The sequence below is a fragment of the Pseudomonas sp. Lb2C2 genome, from assembly GCF_052112205.1.
Classification (GTDB): domain Bacteria; phylum Pseudomonadota; class Gammaproteobacteria; order Pseudomonadales; family Pseudomonadaceae; genus Aquipseudomonas; species Aquipseudomonas kilonensis.
Genome location: NZ_JAUTYW010000005.1, coordinates 521,930 through 539,006, shown reverse-complemented (window position 1 = coordinate 539,006; position 17,077 = coordinate 521,930). Strand labels below are relative to the sequence as shown.

Below are 17,077 nucleotides of genomic sequence, written 5' to 3'. Positions count from 1 at the left end.
TGCGCGCAGCCTCCTGTGCTTCCTCGGGTTGAGGTGAATTTTCCTACGTCAGATTCTTGTTACCCCTCCTGAAACGCTCCTAAATCTCCGATCTATAAGGCTTTTCCTTCAATCCGCGCCTTGACGGTGCGGTAGGCGCATTCCTATAGTGTGCGCAAGTGGCGGAAAGTGGCATGAAGTGGGTTTTTTTGAAGGTAAAACGCCAAAAAGTGGAGAAACGCAGACGTGTTTCGCGGAGCTAACGCTATCAGTCTCGATGCAAAAGGCCGTCTCGCCATGCCGAGCCGGTATCGTGACGAGCTCGTTTCGCGAAGTTCTGGGCAGTTAATCGTCACGATCGACGCCGTTGACCCATGTTTGTGTGTTTACCCTCTCGATGAGTGGGAAATCATCGAAACCAAACTGCGCGCACTGCCTTCGCTGCGTGAAGAAAACCGCCGTTTGCAACGCTTGCTGATCGGTAATGCCGTCGACCTCGAGCTCGATGGCAGCGGTCGTTTCCTGGTGCCGCCGCGCCTGCGCGAATACGCCAAGCTGGACAAGCGCGCGATGCTGGTGGGCCAACTGAACAAGTTCCAGCTGTGGGACGAAGATGCCTGGAATGCGGTTTCCGCCGCTGACCTCGCTGCTATTCAACAACCGGGCGCCATGCCTGATGAACTGCGTGATTTGATCCTGTGACTATTGATAGCGGCTTTAACCACATCACCGTACTGCTTGACGAAGCCGTCGAGGCTCTCGCCGTACGTCCTGATGGCTGCTATCTGGACGGCACGTTCGGGCGTGGCGGACATAGCCGGTTGATTCTCAGCAAGCTCGGTCCGGGCGGCCGGTTGCTGGGGTTCGACAAGGATCCTCAAGCGATTGCCACCGGGCAAGCGCTGGCGGCCGAAGACGGCCGCTTTGTCGTTGTGCAGCGCAGCTTTGCCGAGCTGGGTTCGGAAGTTGCCGAGCGTGGCCTGGCCGGCAAGGTCAGTGGCGTGCTGCTTGACCTGGGCGTGTCTTCGCCGCAACTGGACGACCCGGAGCGCGGCTTCAGTTTTCTTAATGACGGCCCGCTGGACATGCGCATGGACCCGTCCCGTGGCATCAGCGCCGCCGAATTCGTCAACACCGCGCCGGTGGAAGAAATCGCCCGTGTCTTCAAGGAGTACGGCGAAGAGCGTTTCTCCGGCCGCATGGCCCGTGCCGTGGTCGAACGCCGCGATATCAAGCCATTCGAGCGTACCGGCGACCTGGCCGAGGTGCTGAAGGTTGCCAATCCGGCCTGGGAAAAGGGCAAGAACCCGGCGACCCGTGCTTTCCAGGGCTTGCGCATCCACGTCAATAACGAGTTGGGCGATCTCGAAGTCGGTCTTGAGGCGGCGCTTGATGCGCTGGAGATCGGCGGTCGGCTGGTGGTGATCAGCTTCCATTCCCTGGAAGACCGCATCGTCAAGCTGTTCATGCGCAAGCTTACCAAGGGCGAAGCCGATAACCTGCCGCGCAACCTGCCGGTGCGTTTCGAAGCCTTCGTGCCAAAAATCAAGATCCATGGCAAAGCGCAGTTCGCCTCCGAGGCTGAACTCAAGGCCAACCCACGTGCCCGCAGCGCCGTCATGCGTGTCGCGGAGAAGTTGCGGTGAGCAAGCTCTTCGCCAAGCCACTGCCCGGCGGCAGCTTTTTCATGCTGCTGCTGTTTATCGGCGTGCTCGTGTCGGCCATCGCCGTGTCCTATAGCGCGCACTGGAACCGGCAGCTTCTCAATACCCTCTACAACGAACTGAGCGTGCGCGACAAGGCGCAGGCCGAGTGGGGCCGGTTGATCCTGGAGCAGAGCACCTGGACCGCCCATAGCCGTATCGAAGTCTTGGCCACCGAGCAGCTGAAAATGCGCATTCCCGGCGCCGCCGAAGTGCAGATGGTGGCGCCATGATGAAACTCGAAGGGGCGCTGTTCCCGTGGCGGTTCCGTCTGGTCCTGGGCTTGCTCGGGATCATGGTGGCGGCGATTTCATGGCGCATCATTGACCTGCAGGTCGTCGACCGTGATTTCCTCAAGGGGCAGGGCGATGCCCGCAGTGTGCGGCATATTCCGATCCCGGCTCACCGTGGCTTGATCACCGACCGCAATGGCGAACCCCTGGCCGTGAGCACCCCGGTGACCACCTTGTGGGCCAACGCCAAGGAAATGCAGCAGGCCAAGGAAAAATGGCCAGCACTGGCCGCTGCCCTCGGGCAGGATCCCAAGGCCCTGGCCGAGCGCCTCGAAGCCCAGGCCAGCAAGGAATTCATTTATCTGGTGCGCGGGTTGACGCCCGAGCAAGGCCAGAGCGTACTCGATCTGAAAGTGCCTGGTGTCTACGGCATCGAAGAGTTCCGGCGTTTCTACCCGGCCGGTGAAGTCACGGCCCATATGGTCGGATTTACCGACATTGATGACCGAGGGCGCGAAGGTGTCGAACTGGCCTATGACGAATGGCTCGCCGGGGTCGCCGGCAAGCGCCAGGTCATCAAGGATCGGCGCGGCAGGCTGATCAAGGATGTCCAAGTCACCAAAAACGCCAAGGCCGGAAAGCCCTTGGCGTTGTCCATTGACCTGCGCCTGCAATACCTGGCCAACCGTGAACTGCGCAATGCCATCGTCGAGAACGGTGCCAAGGCCGGCAGCCTGGTGATCATGGACGTGAAGACCGGCGAGATCCTGGCGATGGTCAACCAGCCGACCTACAACCCGAACAACCGTCGCAACCTGCAACCGGCGATGATGCGCAACCGCGCGATGATCGACGTGTTCGAGCCCGGTTCGACCATGAAAGCCGTGTCCATGGCCGCGGCCCTGGAAACCGGGCGCTGGAAACCGAGCGACACCGTCGAGGTGTATCCGGGCACCCTGCAGATCGGCAAGTACACCATTCGTGACGTGTCCAAGACCGAAGGCCCTGTGCTCGACCTGACCGGCATCCTGATCAATTCCAGTAACGTCGGCATGAGCAAGATTGCCTTCGATATCGGCGGTGAGACGATCTATCGCCTGGCCCAGAAAATCGGCCTCGGCCAGGACACCGGCCTGGGCTTCCCGGGCGAGCGTGTCGGTAACCTGCCGAACTACCGCGACTGGCGCAAGGCTGAAACCGCCACGTTGTCCTACGGCTACGGTGTTTCCGTGACCGCGATTCAGTTGGTCCACGCGTTTTCCGCGCTGGCGAACAACGGGCGGATGGCACCGCTGACCCTGATCAAGACCGACAAGGCGCCGCAGACCACCCAGGTGATCCCGGAGAATGTCGCCAAGACCATGCAGGGCATGCTGCAACAAGTGATCGAAGCGCCGCGCGGTGTCTATCGCGCCCAGGTCCCGGCCTATCACGTGGCAGGCAAATCGGGTACGGCCCGTAAAACCTCGGTGGGCACCAAAGGCTATGCCGAGAATTCCTACCGTTCGCTGTTTGCCGGCTTCGGCCCAATGAGCGACCCGCGCTACGCCATCGTGGTGGTCATCGACGAACCGAGCAAGGCGGGCTACTTCGGTGGCCTGGTCTCGGCGCCGGTGTTCAGCAAAGTGATGTCCGGCACCCTGCGCCTGATGAACATTACCCCGGACAACCTGCCACCGACCCAGCAGGCCAATACCGCACCGGTCGTTCCCCTGAAAGCCGAAGGAGGGCGTGGCTGATGTCCCTGAGCCTGAACAAGATTTTTGCCCACGCCGGTCACGATCTGTTGATCCGCGAACTGGCCCTGGACAGCCGCAATGTACGTGCCGGGGACTTGTTCCTGGCGGTGCCGGGTGCGCGTTTCGATGGTCGCGACCATATCGCCGACGCCCTGAAGCGTGGCGCGGCTGCCGTGGCGTATGAAGTGCACGGCGCGACCGTGTTGCCGATCACCGACGTTCCGCTGATTCCGGTCAAGGGCCTGGCGGCGCAGCTGTCGGACATTGCCGGGCGTTTTTATGGCGACCCGAGCCGCCACCTGAACCTGGTGGGCGTGACCGGCACCAACGGCAAGACCAGCGTGACCCAACTGGTGGCCCAGGCCCTGGACCTGCTCGGCCAGCATTGCGGCATTGTCGGCACCTTGGGCAACGGCTTCCATGGCGCACTGGAAAGTGGCCTGCACACCACGCCGAACCCGATTGCCGTGCAAGCGACCCTGGCGGACCTGAAAAAGGCCGGTGCCAAGGCCGTTGCGATGGAAGTCTCTTCCCACGGTTTGGATCAGGGCCGTGTGACCGCCCTGGCGTTCGATGTCGCGGTGTTGACCAACCTGTCCCGGGATCATCTGGATTACCACGGCACCATGCAGGCCTACGGCGAAGCCAAGGCCAGGCTGTTTGCCTGGAATGACCTGAAGTGCCGGGTCATCAATCTTGATGACGAATTTGGTCGGCAACTGGCTGCCGAAAAACGCGAGTCGCGGTTGATCACCTACAGCCTGGAAGATGCCAGCGCCTACCTTTATGTACGCCAGGCGCAATTCAATGACGAAGGCGTGCGCGCCACACTGGTCACGCCCCAGGGCGAACACCATTTGCGCAGCACCTTGCTCGGCCGTTTCAACCTGAGCAACGTATTGGCGGCCATCGGCGCCTTGCTCGGCCTGGACTACGCACTGGACGAAATTCTCAAGGTCTTGCCGAAGCTCGAGGGCCCGGCCGGTCGCATGCAGCGTTTGGGCGGTGGGATTCAACCACTGGTGGTGGTCGATTACGCCCATACCCCAGACGCGTTGGAAAAGGTTCTCACGGCCCTGCGTCCTCACGCCAAGGGCAAGTTGCTGTGCCTGTTCGGCTGCGGTGGCGATCGTGATCGCGGCAAACGCCCATTGATGGCCGAAGTCGTGGAGCGGCTGGCAGACGGCGTGCTGGTCACCGACGACAACCCTCGTACCGAAGACCCACAGCGGATTTTCGACGACATCCGCGCCGGTTTTACCGCTGTGGACAACGTCACCTTCGTTGCCGGTCGCGGCCAGGCCATTGCCCAGTTGATCGCCAGCGCCTCGGCGGACGATGTCATCGTCCTGGCCGGCAAGGGCCACGAGGACTATCAGGAAATCAACGGCGAACGCCATGCTTTTTCCGATCTGGTGGAAGCCGATCACGCCCTGACCGCGTGGGAGGTGGCCCATGCTTAAAGCCCTGAAACTCAGCGAACTGACCAACGCCCTGAATGCGCGCCTCATCGCCGCGGACGCCACCTTCAACGGCGTCAGCATCGACAGTCGGGCGATCACGCCGGGGCAATTGTTTGTCGCCCTGGCTGGGCCGCGTTTCGATGGTCACGATTACTTGAACGAAGTCGCGGGCAAAGGTGCGGTCGCGGCCCTGGTCGAGCGCGAAGTGAGCAACAGCACGCTGCCGCAATTGCTTGTCAACGACACTCGCCAGGCCCTGGGTCAGCTCGGTGCGCTGAACCGCGCGGCGTATGGCAACCCGGTCGCGGCCATCACCGGCTCCAGCGGCAAGACCACGGTCAAGGAAATGCTTGCCAGTATCCTGCGCACCCGCGGTCCGGTGCTGGCGACCCGTGGCAACCTGAACAACGACCTCGGCGTGCCGCTGACCCTGCTGGAGCTGGCGCCGGAACACAGCGCCGCCGTCATCGAGCTGGGGGCTTCGCGGCTCGGCGAGATCGCTTATACCGTGGGCATGACCAAGCCCCACGTGGCGGTACTCAACAATGCCGGGACCGCCCACGTCGGTGAGTTCGGCGGCCCGGAAAAAATTGTCGAGGCCAAGGGCGAGATCATCGAGGGGCTGGATGCCGATGGCGTCGCCGTGCTGAATCTCGACGACAAGGCTTTCGAAATCTGGAAGACCCGGGCAGGCGAGCGCAAGGTGCTGACCTTTGCCCTGAGCAACCTCGCCGCGAATTTCTACGCCAGTGACCTGGACCGCGACGCTCGCGGTTGCCCGGCCTTTAACCTGCACAGCCCGGATGGCGCCGAGCGGGTGCAATTGAACCTGCTCGGCACCCATAACGTTGCCAACGCCCTGGCCGCGGCGGCTGCCGCCTATGCGCTGGGTGTGTCGCTGCCGGGCATCGTCGCCGGGTTGAACGCCGTGCAGCCCGTCAAGGGGCGCTCCGTCGCGCAACTGGCCAGCAATGGCATGCGCGTGATCGACGACACCTATAACGCCAACCCGTCGTCCATGTGCGCGGCCGTGGATATCCTCGCCGGTTTCTCCGGCCGTACCGTATTGGTGCTGGGGGATATCGGTGAACTGGGCGAGTGGGCGCAACAGGGGCATCACGACGTCGGTGCCTATGCGCGCGGCAAGGTCGACGCGCTGTATGCGGTCGGCCCGATGATGGCCCATGCAGTCGCCGCGTTTGGCGAGCACGCACGGCATTTCACCACTCAGGCCGAACTGATCCAGGCCCTGGGCGCCGAGCAGGACCCGAACACCACCTTATTGATCAAGGGCTCACGCAGCGCAGCGATGGAAAACATCGTCGCGGCGCTGTGCGGCGCCTCCACGGAGAAACATTAATGCTGCTGCTGCTAGCGGAGTACCTGCAACAGTTTCACAAAGGCTTCGCGGTCTTCCAGTACCTGACCCTGCGCGGGATCCTGGGTGTGCTGACCGCGTTGTCGTTGTCGCTGTTCCTGGGCCCGTGGATGATCCGCACCCTGCAGAACCTGCAAATCGGCCAGTCGGTTCGTAACGACGGTCCGCAATCGCACCTGTCCAAATCCGGCACCCCGACCATGGGCGGCGCGCTGATCCTTTCGTCCATCGGCATCAGCACCTTGCTCTGGGCCGACCTGGCGAACCGGTATGTCTGGGTCGTGCTGCTCGTGACCTTGTTATTCGGCGCCATCGGCTGGGTCGACGACTATCGCAAGGTCATCGAGAAGAACTCCCGTGGGCTGCCAAGTCGCTGGAAGTATTTCTGGCAGTCGGTATTCGGCCTCGGCGCGGCGATCTTCCTTTATATGACCGCCGCCTCACCGGTGGAGACCACCCTGATCCTGCCGATGCTCAAGGACTACAGCATCCCGCTGGGCGCAGGTTTCATCGTGCTGACCTACCTGGTGATCGTCGGTTCGAGCAACGCGGTCAACCTCACCGACGGACTCGACGGCCTGGCGATCATGCCGACGGTGATGGTCGGCGGTGCGCTGGGGATCTTCTGCTACCTGTCGGGTAACGTGAAATTCGCTGAATACCTGCTGATCCCTTATGTGCCGGGGGCGGGCGAGCTGATCGTGTTCTGCGGAGCGCTGATCGGTGCCGGCCTGGGCTTCCTGTGGTTCAACACCTATCCGGCGCAAGTCTTCATGGGCGACGTCGGCGCGCTGGCGCTGGGCGCGGCCCTGGGCACCATCGCTGTGATCGTTCGCCAGGAAATCGTCCTGTTCATCATGGGCGGCGTGTTCGTGATGGAGACCCTGTCAGTCGTCATTCAGGTTGCGTCCTTTAAATTGACCGGCCGCCGCGTATTCCGCATGGCGCCGATCCACCACCACTTTGAACTCAAGGGCTGGCCCGAGCCGCGTGTGATCGTCCGTTTCTGGATCATCACCGTGATTCTGGTCCTGGTCGGCCTTGCCACCCTGAAGCTGAGGTAGAACGAGTGTCCCTGATCGCTTCTGACCACTTCCGCATCGTTGTCGGCCTCGGCAAGAGCGGCATGTCCCTGGTTCGCTTCCTGGCGAACCGGGGCGTGTCGTTTGCCGTGGCCGATACGCGGGAAAATCCGCCTGAGCTGGCCACGCTGCGCCGTGACTATCCGCAGGTGGACGTGCGTTGTGGCGAGCTGGACGTCGAGTTCCTGTGCCGCGCCGATGAGCTCTACGTGAGCCCCGGCCTGGCCCTGGCGACTCCGGCCCTGCAGGCTGCCGCTGCCCGTGGCGTGAAATTGTCCGGCGACATCGAGTTGTTCGCGCGTAACGCCAAGGCGCCGATCGTTGCCATCAGCGGTTCCAATGCCAAGAGCACCGTCACCACCCTGGTCGGCGAGATGGCCGCTGCGGCCGGCAAGCGCGTCGCCGTAGGCGGCAACCTGGGTACCCCGGCGCTGGACCTGCTCAGCGACGAGGTCGAGCTGTACGTGATGGAACTGTCGAGCTTCCAGCTCGAGACCACCGACCACCTGGGCGCCGAAGTGGCCACCGTGCTCAACGTCAGCGAAGACCACATGGACCGCTACAGCGGCCTGCCGGCGTATCACCTGGCCAAGCACCGGATCTTCCGCGGTGCCCGGCAAGTGGTGTTCAACCGTCAGGACGCCCTGACCCGTCCGTTGCTGGGCGAGGGCATGCCGTGCTGGTCCTTCGGTCTGGGCGTACCGGATTTCAAAGGCTTCGGGCTGCGTGAAGAGAATGGCGAGAAATACCTGGCCTTCGAATTCCAGAACCTGATGCCGGTGCGCGAACTGAAGATTCGTGGCGCCCACAACCAGGCCAATGCCCTGGCCGCGTTGGCCCTGGGGCATGCGGTCGGCCTGCCGTTCGACGCCATGCTCTCGGCCCTGCGCACGTTTGCCGGTCTCGAACACCGCTGCCAGTGGGTGCGCGATCTGGACGGCGTGGCCTGGTACAACGACTCCAAGGCCACCAACGTCGGTGCCGCACTGGCGGCCATCGAAGGGCTGGGTGCGGACATCGAAGGCAAGCTCGTGCTGATCGCCGGCGGCGACGGCAAGGGCGCCGACTTCAAGGACCTGCGCGACCCGGTGGCGGCCAACTGCCGTGCCGTGGTGCTGATGGGCCGTGACCGCGAACTGATCGCCCAGGCCCTCGGTGATGCGGTGCCGCTGGTTCGCGTTGGTTCGCTGGACGAGGCGGTGCAGCAATGCCGCGCACTCGCACACCCGGGCGATGCGGTGCTGCTGTCACCGGCCTGCGCCAGTTTCGACATGTTCAAGAACTACGAAGAGCGCGGGCAGTTGTTCGCCCGGGCCGCGGAGGACTTGGCATGAGCCTGATGAATATCATCAAGCCGTATCCGTCGCCGTTGATTACCGGGCGTGGCATCGACCTGGATTTCCCGATGCTAGTCGGTTGCCTGGCCTTGCTGGGCCTGGGCCTGGTGATGATCACCTCCGCGTCGTCGGAAGTGGCCGCCGTGCAGTCGGGCAACACCCTTTACCACATGATCCGCCACCTGATTTACCTGGTGATCGGCCTGGGCGCTTGCATCGTCACCATGATGGTGCCGATCGCCACCTGGCAACGCCTCGGCTGGCTGATGCTGCTCGGTGCCTTCGGCCTGTTGGTGATGGTACTGGTGCCGGGTATTGGCCGCGAGGTCAACGGCTCCATGCGCTGGATCGGCTTCAGCTTCTTCAACGTCCAGCCGTCGGAGATCGCCAAGGTCTTCGTGGTGATCTACCTCGCCGGCTATCTGGTGCGTCGCCAGAAGGAAGTGCGCGAGAGCTGGATGGGTTTCTTCAAGCCGTTCATCGTGTTGCTGCCGATGGCGGGCCTGCTGCTGATGGAGCCGGACTTCGGCGCCACGGTGGTGATGATGGGCGCGGCGGCGGCCATGTTGTTCCTGGGTGGCGTCGGGCTGTTCCGTTTTACCCTGATGGTCGCGCTGGCGGTGGGGGCTGTGACGGTGCTGGTACAGGCACAACCGTATCGGATGGCGCGCCTGATCACCTTTACCGATCCGTGGGCCGACCAGTTCGGTTCCGGCTATCAATTGACCCAGGCACTGATTGCCTTCGGTCGCGGCGAATGGCTGGGCGTGGGCCTGGGCAACAGCGTGCAGAAGCAGTTCTACCTGCCGGAAGCCCACACCGACTTCGTGTTCTCGGTCCTGGCCGAAGAGCTGGGGGTGGTGGGCTCCTTGTGCACCGTTGCCTTGTTCGTGTTCGTCTGCGTACGCGGAATGTACATCGGCTTGTGGGCCGAGAAGGCCAAGCAGTTCTTTGCCGCCTACGTGGCGTATGGCCTGTCGTTCCTGTGGATCGGCCAGTTCCTGATCAACATCGGCGTGAACGTAGGCCTGTTGCCGACCAAGGGCCTGACGCTGCCGTTCCTCAGTTATGGCGGCAGTTCCCTGGTGATCTGCTGTGCCTGCCTCGGGCTGTTGCTGCGCATCGAATGGGAGAGTCGAACCCACTTGGGCAGCGAAGAGATGGAATTCCAGGAGAGCGACTTCGCCGAGGAGCCGACTCATGGGCGCTAACGTGCTGATCATGGCCGGCGGCACCGGCGGGCATGTCTTCCCGGCGCTGGCCTGTGCCCGGGAGTTCCAGGCACGCGGCTACACCGTGCATTGGCTGGGCACGCCGCGGGGGATCGAGAACGAACTGGTCCCTGGCGCTGGCCTCGAACTGCACCGGATCAACGCCAGCGGCCTGCGGGGCAAGGGCAAGCTGTCGTTGCTCAAGGCGCCGCTGATGCTGCTCAAGTCGATCTGGCAGGCACGGGCGATCATCCGTCGCTTGCGGCCGGTGTGCGTGGTGGGCTTTGGTGGTTATGTGACCGGTCCTGGCGGCGTTGCGGCAAAACTGGCCGGTGTGCCGGTGATCGTCCACGAGCAGAACGCCGTGGCCGGTACCGCCAATCGGTTACTGGTGCCGTTGGCCGCCCGGGTCTGTGAAGCCTTTCCCGACACCTTTACCCTGTCGGGCAGCCGCCGCACCACCGGTAATCCGGTGCGTGCCGAGCTGTTTTTCGATACACCGCGCCCAGCCCTGGCTGGACGCAAGGCGCGTTTGCTGGTCCTGGGCGGAAGCCTGGGGGCAGAACCGTTGAACAAATTGCTGCCCGAAGCCCTGTCGCAGGTCGCCCCTGAACTGCGCCCGGAAGTGTTTCACCAGGCCGGCAAACAACACGATGAAGTGACTGCCGAGCGCTACCGCGCCGCCGGCGTCGAGGCGCAAGTGCAGCCCTTCATCAACGACATGGCCCAAGCCTATGGCTGGGCCGACCTGGTGGTCTGCCGCGCAGGCGCGCTGACCGTCAGTGAACTGGCTGCCGCCGGTCTGCCCTCGATGCTCGTGCCTTTGCCTCACGCCATTGACGATCACCAGACCCGTAACGCCGATTATTTGGCCCGTGAAGGCGCTGCCTTCCTGATGCCGCAAAGAACGACTGGCGCCGCGGATCTTGCCGCCCGCCTGACAGAGGTTTTGATGCAGCCGCAACGACTTGAAGACATGGCCCGCGCCGCACGCCGGCTGGCCAAACCCGATGCCACGGCCCAAGTGGTCGATACCTGCCTGGAGGTGGCCCATGGTTGAAAATCGCAAAGCCATGCCGCAACCGGAAATGCGCCGTATCCGCCGCATCCACTTCGTCGGTATCGGCGGCGTGGGCATGTGCGGGATCGCCGAGGTGCTGCTGAACCTGGGTTACCAGGTCTCGGGTTCCGACCTGAAGGCCTCCCCGGTCACCGAGCGCCTGGAGTCCTTCGGCGCGCAGATCTTTATCGGCCACCGTGCCGAGAACGCCGCCAATGCCGACGTGCTGGTGGTTTCCAGTGCCGTGAACACTTCCAACCCGGAAGTCGCCACTGCCCTGGAGCGCCGTATCCCCGTGGTACCACGGGCCGAGATGCTGGCTGAGCTGATGCGCTATCGCCACGGCATCGCCGTCGCCGGTACCCACGGCAAGACCACCACCACCAGCCTGATCGCCTCGGTGTTCGCGGCCGGTGGCCTGGACCCGACGTTCGTGATCGGTGGCCGTCTGAATGCCGCGGGCACCAATGCCCAGTTGGGCACCAGCCGCTACCTGATCGCCGAAGCCGACGAGAGCGATGCGAGTTTCCTGCACCTGCAACCGCTGGTGGCCGTGGTCACCAACATCGACGCCGACCACATGGCGACCTACGACGGTGACTTCAACAAACTGAAGAAAACCTTCGTCGAGTTCCTGCACAACCTGCCGTTCTACGGTTTGGCGGTGGTGTGCCTGGACGATCCGGTGGTGCGCGAAATCTTGCCACTGATCAAGCGTCCGACCGTGACCTACGGCTTTGGCGAAGACGCCGACGTACGCGCCATCAACGTGCGCCAGCAGGGCATGCAGACGTTCTTCACCGTGTTGCGCCCGGATCGCGAACCGTTGGACGTGTCGGTGAACATGCCCGGCAACCACAACGTGCTGAACGCCTTGGCGACCATCTGCATCGCCACCGACGAAGGCGTCAGCGATGAAGCCATCGTCCAGGGCCTGTCCGGCTTCCAGGGTGTGGGCCGACGCTTCCAGGTCTACGGCGAACTGCCGGTGGACGGCGGCAACGTGATGCTGGTGGACGACTACGGCCACCACCCGACTGAAGTCGCCGCAGTGATCAAGGCCGTGCGCGGTGGCTGGCCGGAACGCCGCCTGGTGATGGTCTACCAGCCGCACCGCTACAGCCGCACCCGCGACCTGTATGACGATTTCGTCCAGGTGCTGGCCGACGCCAACGTGCTGCTGTTGATGGAAGTCTATCCGGCCGGTGAAGAGCCGATCCCGGGAGCCGACAGCCGCCAGCTGTGCCACAGCATTCGCCAGCGCGGCCAGTTGGACCCGATCTACATCGAACGCGGCGTGGACCTCGCGCCGCTGGTCAAGCCGCTGCTGCGCGCCGGCGACATCCTGCTGTGCCAGGGTGCCGGTGACATCGGAGGCCTGGCCCCGAAACTGTTGAACAGTCCGTTATTCGCCGGGGCAATCGTGGCCGCCAGCGAGGGGAAACTGAAATGACTGCTGCCTACGCCAACCTGGTCTCGACCCTTGATCCGAAAGCCTTCGGCCGCGTTGCCGTGCTGTTCGGTGGCAAGAGCGCCGAGCGCGAGGTGTCCCTCAAGTCCGGCAACGCCGTGCTGCAAGCCCTGCAAGACGCCGGTGTCGACGCATTCGGCATCGACGTGGGCGATGATTTCCTGCAGCGCCTGCTGAGCGAAAAGATCGACCGCGCGTTCATCATCCTGCACGGTCGCGGTGGCGAAGACGGCAGCATGCAAGGCCTGCTCGAATGCCTGGGCATTCCCTACACCGGCAGCGGCATCCTGGCCTCCGCCCTGGCGATGGACAAGCTACGCACCAAGCAGGTCTGGCACAGCCTCGGCATTCCGACGCCACGCCACGCCGTGCTGGCGTCCGAGGCCGATTGTATTTCGGCGGCCACGGAACTGGGCTTCCCTTTGATCGTCAAACCGGCCCATGAAGGTTCAAGTATCGGCATGGCGAAAGTGAATTCGCTGCCTGAGTTGACCGCGGCATGGAAAGACGCCAGTTCCTACGATTCGCAAGTGTTGGTCGAGCAATGGATTTCCGGTCCCGAGTTCACCATCGCCACCCTGCGTGACCAGGTGTTGCCCCCGATTGCGCTGGGCACGCCCCACACGTTCTACGACTACGACGCCAAGTACGTCGCCAACGATACCCAGTACCGCATTCCCTGCGGGCTGGACGCCGCCAAGGAAAAACAACTGATGGACCTCACGGCCAAGGCCTGTGAGGCGCTGGGTATCGCCGGTTGGGGCCGGGCAGACGTGATGCAGGACGCCGATGGGCAGTTCTGGTTCCTGGAAGTCAACACCGCGCCGGGCATGACCGACCACAGCCTGGTGCCGATGGCGGCCCGTGCCGCCGGTCTGGATTTCCAGCAACTGGTGCTGTCGATCCTGGCCGCCAGCGTCGGCCATCAAGAGCCAAGAGGTTAAGCCATGCAAGGCGCATCGCTTCGTCATCAGCCATCCGCACCCGGTCGCAAGCCGGTGCCGCGGGGTGCCAGCCGAATGGTGGCCAAAGAGCCGATGTCGGCGCGCTTGCCGAAAGCCAATTTTGGTTTTCTCAAGAGCTTGTTCTGGCCTGTGCTGCTGGTGGCGCTGGGGTTCGGTACGTATGAAGGCGCGCAACGGTTGCTGCCTTATGCCGACCGACCGATCGCCCGGATCAACGTCCAGGGTGACCTGAGCTACATCAGCCAGCAGGCCGTGCAGCAGCGGATTGCCCCGTTCGTCGCGTCGAGTTTCTTCACCATCGACCTGGCGGGCATGCGCACGGAGCTGGAACAGATGCCTTGGATCGCCCACGCCGAAGTCCGGCGGGTGTGGCCTGACCAGGTGTCGATCCGCCTGGAAGAACAATTGCCGGTGGCCCGTTGGGGCGACGAGTCGTTGTTGAACAACCAGGGCCAGGCGTTTACGCCGCGGGAACTGGCCAACTATGAACATTTGCCACAACTGTTCGGCCCACAGCGGGCCCAGCAGAAAGTGATGCAGCAGTACCAGGTGTTGAGCCAGATGTTGCGGCCGTTGGGCTTCTCCATCGCGCGCCTGGAATTGCGTGAGCGCGGCAGTTGGTTCCTGACCACTGGCGCGGGCAGCTCGGGGCCGGGCATCGAGCTGTTGCTCGGTCGCGGCAACCTGGTGGAAAAGATGCGCCGCTTCATCGCCATCTATGACAAGACGCTCAAAGAACAGATTACGAACATTGCGCGCATCGATCTGCGCTACGCCAACGGCCTGGCTGTTGGCTGGCGGGAACCTGTAGCGCCCACGACGGCCGAACCCGCCGTCGCGAAGAATTAAGAAGAGGCAGGACCCATGGCAAACGTGCAAAGCGGGAAAATGATCGTCGGTCTTGATATCGGCACTTCCAAGGTGGTGGCGCTGGTAGGCGAAGTCGCGGACGACGGCACGCTGGTCATCGTCGGGATCGGTACACACCCGTCCCGCGGCTTGAAAAAAGGCGTGGTGGTGAACATCGAGTCCACCGTGCAATCGATCCAGCGCGCCATCGAAGAGGCGCAGCTGATGGCCGGTTGCCGGATCCACTCGGCGTTCGTCGGCGTGGCGGGCAATCACATCCGCAGCCTGAACTCCCACGGCATCGTGGCGATTCGTGATCGTGAAGTCAGCTCCGCCGACCTTGAGCGCGTGCTCGATGCGGCCCAGGCCGTGGCGATTCCGGCCGACCAGCGTGTGCTGCACACCCTGCCGCAGGATTACGTGATCGATAACCAGGAAGGCGTGCGTGAGCCCCTGGGCATGTCCGGCGTGCGCCTGGAAGCCAAGGTCCACGTGGTGACCTGTGCGGTGAACGCTGCGCAGAACATCGAGAAATGCGTGCGCCGCTGCGGCCTGGAAATCGACGACATCATCCTCGAGCAACTGGCTTCGGCCTACTCGGTGCTGACCGACGACGAGAAAGAGCTGGGCGTGTGCCTGGTGGACATCGGCGGCGGCACCACCGACATCGCGATCTTCACCGAAGGCGCGATCCGCCACACGGCGGTGATCCCGATTGCCGGTGACCAGGTGACCAACGACATCGCCATGGCGTTGCGCACCCCGACCCAGTACGCCGAAGAAATCAAGATCCGTTACGCCTGCGCCCTGGCGAAGCTGGCCGGTGCCGGCGAAACCATCAAGGTGCCAAGCGTCGGCGACCGTCCACCGCGCGAACTGTCGCGCCAGGCCCTGGCCGAAGTGGTCGAGCCGCGTTACGACGAGCTGTTCACGCTGATCCAGGCCGAACTGCGTCGCAGTGGCTACGAAGACCTGATCCCGGCCGGCATCGTGCTGACCGGCGGTACGTCGAAGATGGAAGGCGCGGTCGAGCTGGCCGAAGAGATTTTCCACATGCCGGTGCGCCTGGGCGTGCCCCATGGCGTCAAGGGCCTGGATGACGTGGTCCGCAACCCGATCTATTCCACTGGCGTGGGCCTGTTGATGTACGGCTTGCAGAAACAGTCCGACGGGATTTCGTTTTCGGGCATTGGCAGCCGCGACAGCTACAGCAGCGACGAGCCGAAGGCTCCGCTGTTCGAGCGGCTCCAGGCTTGGGTCAAAGGCAATTTTTAAACAGTTTCAAAGCTTCAAGCGGCAAGTTTCAGGCTTGGCGCGGGAAGACGCAGCAAACGCAGTAGGCGAAAAAACTAGAGAATGAAAGGAGAGGGAAAATGTTCGAACTCGTAGACAACATCCCCGCTAGCCCGGTTATCAAAGTAATCGGTGTCGGCGGTGGCGGCGGCAACGCTGTCAACCACATGGTCAAGAGCAACATTGAAGGCGTTGAATTCATCTGCGCCAACACTGATGCCCAGGCGCTGAAATCCATCGGCGCGCGGACCATCCTGCAATTGGGCACTGGCGTGACCAAAGGCCTGGGCGCCGGCGCCAACCCTGAGGTCGGTCGTCAGGCCGCTCTCGAAGACCGTGAGCGCATCGCAGAAGTCCTGCAAGGCACCAACATGGTGTTCATTACCACGGGCATGGGCGGCGGCACCGGTACCGGTGCGGCGCCAATCATTGCCGAAGTGGCCAAGGAAATGGGGATCCTCACCGTTGCGGTGGTGACTCGTCCGTTCCCTTTCGAAGGCCGCAAGCGTATGCAGATCGCCGACGAAGGTATCCGTCTGCTGTCTGAAAGCGTCGACTCGTTGATCACCATTCCCAACGAGAAGCTGCTGACCATCCTCGGTAAAGACGCAAGCCTGCTGTCGGCTTTCGCCAAGGCTGACGATGTACTGGCCGGTGCCGTTCGCGGTATCTCCGACATCATCAAGCGTCCGGGCATGATCAACGTCGACTTTGCCGACGTACGGACTGTCATGAGCGAAATGGGCATGGCAATGATGGGCACTGGCTGCGCCAGCGGTCCGAACCGTGCACGCGAGGCCACCGAAGCGGCCATCCGCAACCCGTTGCTCGAAGACGTGAACCTGCAAGGTGCACGCGGCATCCTGGTGAACATCACCGCCGGTCCTGACCTGTCCCTGGGTGAGTACTCCGACGTGGGTAGCATCATCGAAGCCTTCGCTTCCGAGCACGCGATGGTCAAGGTCGGTACCGTTATCGATCCGGACATGCGCGACGAGTTGCACGTTACCGTGGTTGCCACGGGTCTGGGCGCGAAAATCGAGAAGCCTGTGAAGGTCATCGACAACACCGTTCACACTTCCATGGCTTCGCAACCGCAACAACAAGTGGCTTCGCGTCAGGAAGCACCTGCGGTGAACTACCGTGACCTGGACCGTCCGACCGTCATGCGCAACCAGGCCCAGGCCGGTGCTGCGACTGCCGCGAAGATGAATCCGCAAGACGATCTGGATTACCTGGACATCCCGGCTTTCCTGCGTCGTCAGGCCGATTGATGAAATGTATCAGGGGGATACGGGTGATTGGTGTTCAGCA

15 protein-coding genes are annotated in these 17,077 nt (G+C 62.9%); all 15 read left to right on the top strand.

Annotated elements, in window-relative coordinates; genetic code table 11:
• The first annotated feature begins 225 nt into the window (after nucleotides 1-225).
• The 15 genes from mraZ to ftsZ all read left to right on the top strand — a co-directional run bounded on the left by mraZ (nucleotide 226) and on the right by ftsZ (nucleotide 17,037).
• Nucleotides 226-681 (top strand): division/cell wall cluster transcriptional repressor MraZ, encoded by a 456-nt coding sequence (mraZ, locus tag Q7F16_RS17840; RefSeq protein WP_003205355.1) that lies wholly within the window; start codon nucleotides 226-228, stop codon nucleotides 679-681.
• Entirely contained in the window at nucleotides 678-1,625 is a 948-nt protein-coding gene (rsmH, locus tag Q7F16_RS17835; RefSeq protein ID WP_014340071.1) for a 16S rRNA (cytosine(1402)-N(4))-methyltransferase RsmH, read from the top strand. The genes mraZ and rsmH overlap by 4 nt, the downstream gene beginning before the upstream one ends.
• Entirely contained in the window at nucleotides 1,622-1,915 is a 294-nt protein-coding gene (gene ftsL / locus Q7F16_RS17830; protein WP_003178214.1) for a cell division protein FtsL, read from the top strand. The genes rsmH and ftsL overlap by 4 nt, the downstream gene beginning before the upstream one ends.
• Nucleotides 1,915-3,654 (top strand): peptidoglycan D,D-transpeptidase FtsI family protein, encoded by a 1,740-nt coding sequence (locus Q7F16_RS17825; RefSeq protein ID WP_200899352.1) that lies wholly within the window; start codon nucleotides 1,915-1,917, stop codon nucleotides 3,652-3,654. Before ftsL ends, Q7F16_RS17825 begins: the two co-directional genes overlap by 1 nt.
• Nucleotides 3,654-5,117 carry a UDP-N-acetylmuramoyl-L-alanyl-D-glutamate--2,6-diaminopimelate ligase gene (locus tag Q7F16_RS17820; RefSeq protein WP_079302570.1) on the top strand — a complete coding sequence of 488 codons (1,464 nt, stop codon included), beginning with the start codon at nucleotides 3,654-3,656 and terminating at the stop codon, nucleotides 5,115-5,117. Before Q7F16_RS17825 ends, Q7F16_RS17820 begins: the two co-directional genes overlap by 1 nt.
• Nucleotides 5,110-6,477 carry a UDP-N-acetylmuramoyl-tripeptide--D-alanyl-D-alanine ligase gene (locus Q7F16_RS17815; RefSeq protein WP_409556134.1) on the top strand — a complete coding sequence of 456 codons (1,368 nt, stop codon included), beginning with the start codon at nucleotides 5,110-5,112 and terminating at the stop codon, nucleotides 6,475-6,477. Before Q7F16_RS17820 ends, Q7F16_RS17815 begins: the two co-directional genes overlap by 8 nt.
• A complete protein-coding gene (mraY, locus tag Q7F16_RS17810; protein ID WP_014340067.1) occupies nucleotides 6,477-7,559 on the top strand; it encodes a phospho-N-acetylmuramoyl-pentapeptide-transferase in 1,083 nt (360 codons plus the stop codon). Before Q7F16_RS17815 ends, mraY begins: the two co-directional genes overlap by 1 nt.
• A gap of 5 nt (nucleotides 7,560-7,564) precedes the next feature.
• Complete coding sequence (gene murD / locus Q7F16_RS17805) at nucleotides 7,565-8,911, top strand: UDP-N-acetylmuramoyl-L-alanine--D-glutamate ligase (RefSeq protein ID WP_014340066.1); 1,347 nt, start codon at nucleotides 7,565-7,567, stop codon at nucleotides 8,909-8,911.
• Complete coding sequence (ftsW, locus tag Q7F16_RS17800; protein WP_046063614.1) at nucleotides 8,908-10,125, top strand: putative lipid II flippase FtsW; 1,218 nt, start codon at nucleotides 8,908-8,910, stop codon at nucleotides 10,123-10,125. The genes murD and ftsW overlap by 4 nt, the downstream gene beginning before the upstream one ends.
• A complete protein-coding gene (gene murG / locus Q7F16_RS17795) occupies nucleotides 10,115-11,185 on the top strand; it encodes an undecaprenyldiphospho-muramoylpentapeptide beta-N-acetylglucosaminyltransferase (protein WP_046063615.1) in 1,071 nt (356 codons plus the stop codon). Before ftsW ends, murG begins: the two co-directional genes overlap by 11 nt.
• A complete protein-coding gene (gene murC / locus Q7F16_RS17790; RefSeq protein WP_014340063.1) occupies nucleotides 11,178-12,638 on the top strand; it encodes a UDP-N-acetylmuramate--L-alanine ligase in 1,461 nt (486 codons plus the stop codon). Before murG ends, murC begins: the two co-directional genes overlap by 8 nt.
• Nucleotides 12,635-13,600, top strand: a complete 966-nt coding sequence (locus Q7F16_RS17785) for a D-alanine--D-alanine ligase (protein WP_409556133.1) — start codon at nucleotides 12,635-12,637, stop codon at nucleotides 13,598-13,600. Before murC ends, Q7F16_RS17785 begins: the two co-directional genes overlap by 4 nt.
• Before the next feature lie 3 nt (nucleotides 13,601-13,603).
• Nucleotides 13,604-14,470 (top strand): cell division protein FtsQ/DivIB, encoded by an 867-nt coding sequence (locus tag Q7F16_RS17780; RefSeq protein WP_018606096.1) that lies wholly within the window; start codon nucleotides 13,604-13,606, stop codon nucleotides 14,468-14,470.
• A 15-nt stretch (nucleotides 14,471-14,485) separates the two neighbouring features.
• On the top strand, nucleotides 14,486-15,745 hold the full coding sequence (gene ftsA, locus Q7F16_RS17775) for a cell division protein FtsA (RefSeq protein ID WP_003205342.1): 1,260 nt from the start codon (nucleotides 14,486-14,488) through the stop codon (nucleotides 15,743-15,745).
• 98 nt (nucleotides 15,746-15,843) lie between these two features.
• Nucleotides 15,844-17,037 (top strand): cell division protein FtsZ, encoded by a 1,194-nt coding sequence (gene ftsZ / locus Q7F16_RS17770; protein WP_014340060.1) that lies wholly within the window; start codon nucleotides 15,844-15,846, stop codon nucleotides 17,035-17,037.
• Nucleotides 17,038-17,077 lie beyond the last annotated feature (40 nt).

What these genes read in the sequence shown, in the direction of transcription:
- Q7F16_RS17825 (WP_200899352.1), top strand. Translation starts at nt 1,915, where the DNA reads ATGAAACTCGAAGGGGCGCTGTTCCCGTGGCGGTTCCGTCTGGTCCTG.
- Q7F16_RS17820 (WP_079302570.1), top strand. Translation starts at nt 3,654, where the DNA reads ATGTCCCTGAGCCTGAACAAGATTTTTGCCCACGCCGGTCACGATCTG.
- Q7F16_RS17815 (WP_409556134.1), top strand. Translation starts at nt 5,110, where the DNA reads ATGCTTAAAGCCCTGAAACTCAGCGAACTGACCAACGCCCTGAATGCG.
- mraY (WP_014340067.1), top strand. Translation starts at nt 6,477, where the DNA reads ATGCTGCTGCTGCTAGCGGAGTACCTGCAACAGTTTCACAAAGGCTTC.
- ftsW (WP_046063614.1), top strand. Translation starts at nt 8,908, where the DNA reads ATGAGCCTGATGAATATCATCAAGCCGTATCCGTCGCCGTTGATTACC.
- murG (WP_046063615.1), top strand. Translation starts at nt 10,115, where the DNA reads ATGGGCGCTAACGTGCTGATCATGGCCGGCGGCACCGGCGGGCATGTC.
- murC (WP_014340063.1), top strand. Translation starts at nt 11,178, where the DNA reads ATGGTTGAAAATCGCAAAGCCATGCCGCAACCGGAAATGCGCCGTATC.
- Q7F16_RS17785 (WP_409556133.1), top strand. Translation starts at nt 12,635, where the DNA reads ATGACTGCTGCCTACGCCAACCTGGTCTCGACCCTTGATCCGAAAGCC.
- Q7F16_RS17780 (WP_018606096.1), top strand. Translation starts at nt 13,604, where the DNA reads ATGCAAGGCGCATCGCTTCGTCATCAGCCATCCGCACCCGGTCGCAAG.
- ftsA (WP_003205342.1), top strand. Translation starts at nt 14,486, where the DNA reads ATGGCAAACGTGCAAAGCGGGAAAATGATCGTCGGTCTTGATATCGGC.
- ftsZ (WP_014340060.1), top strand. Translation starts at nt 15,844, where the DNA reads ATGTTCGAACTCGTAGACAACATCCCCGCTAGCCCGGTTATCAAAGTA.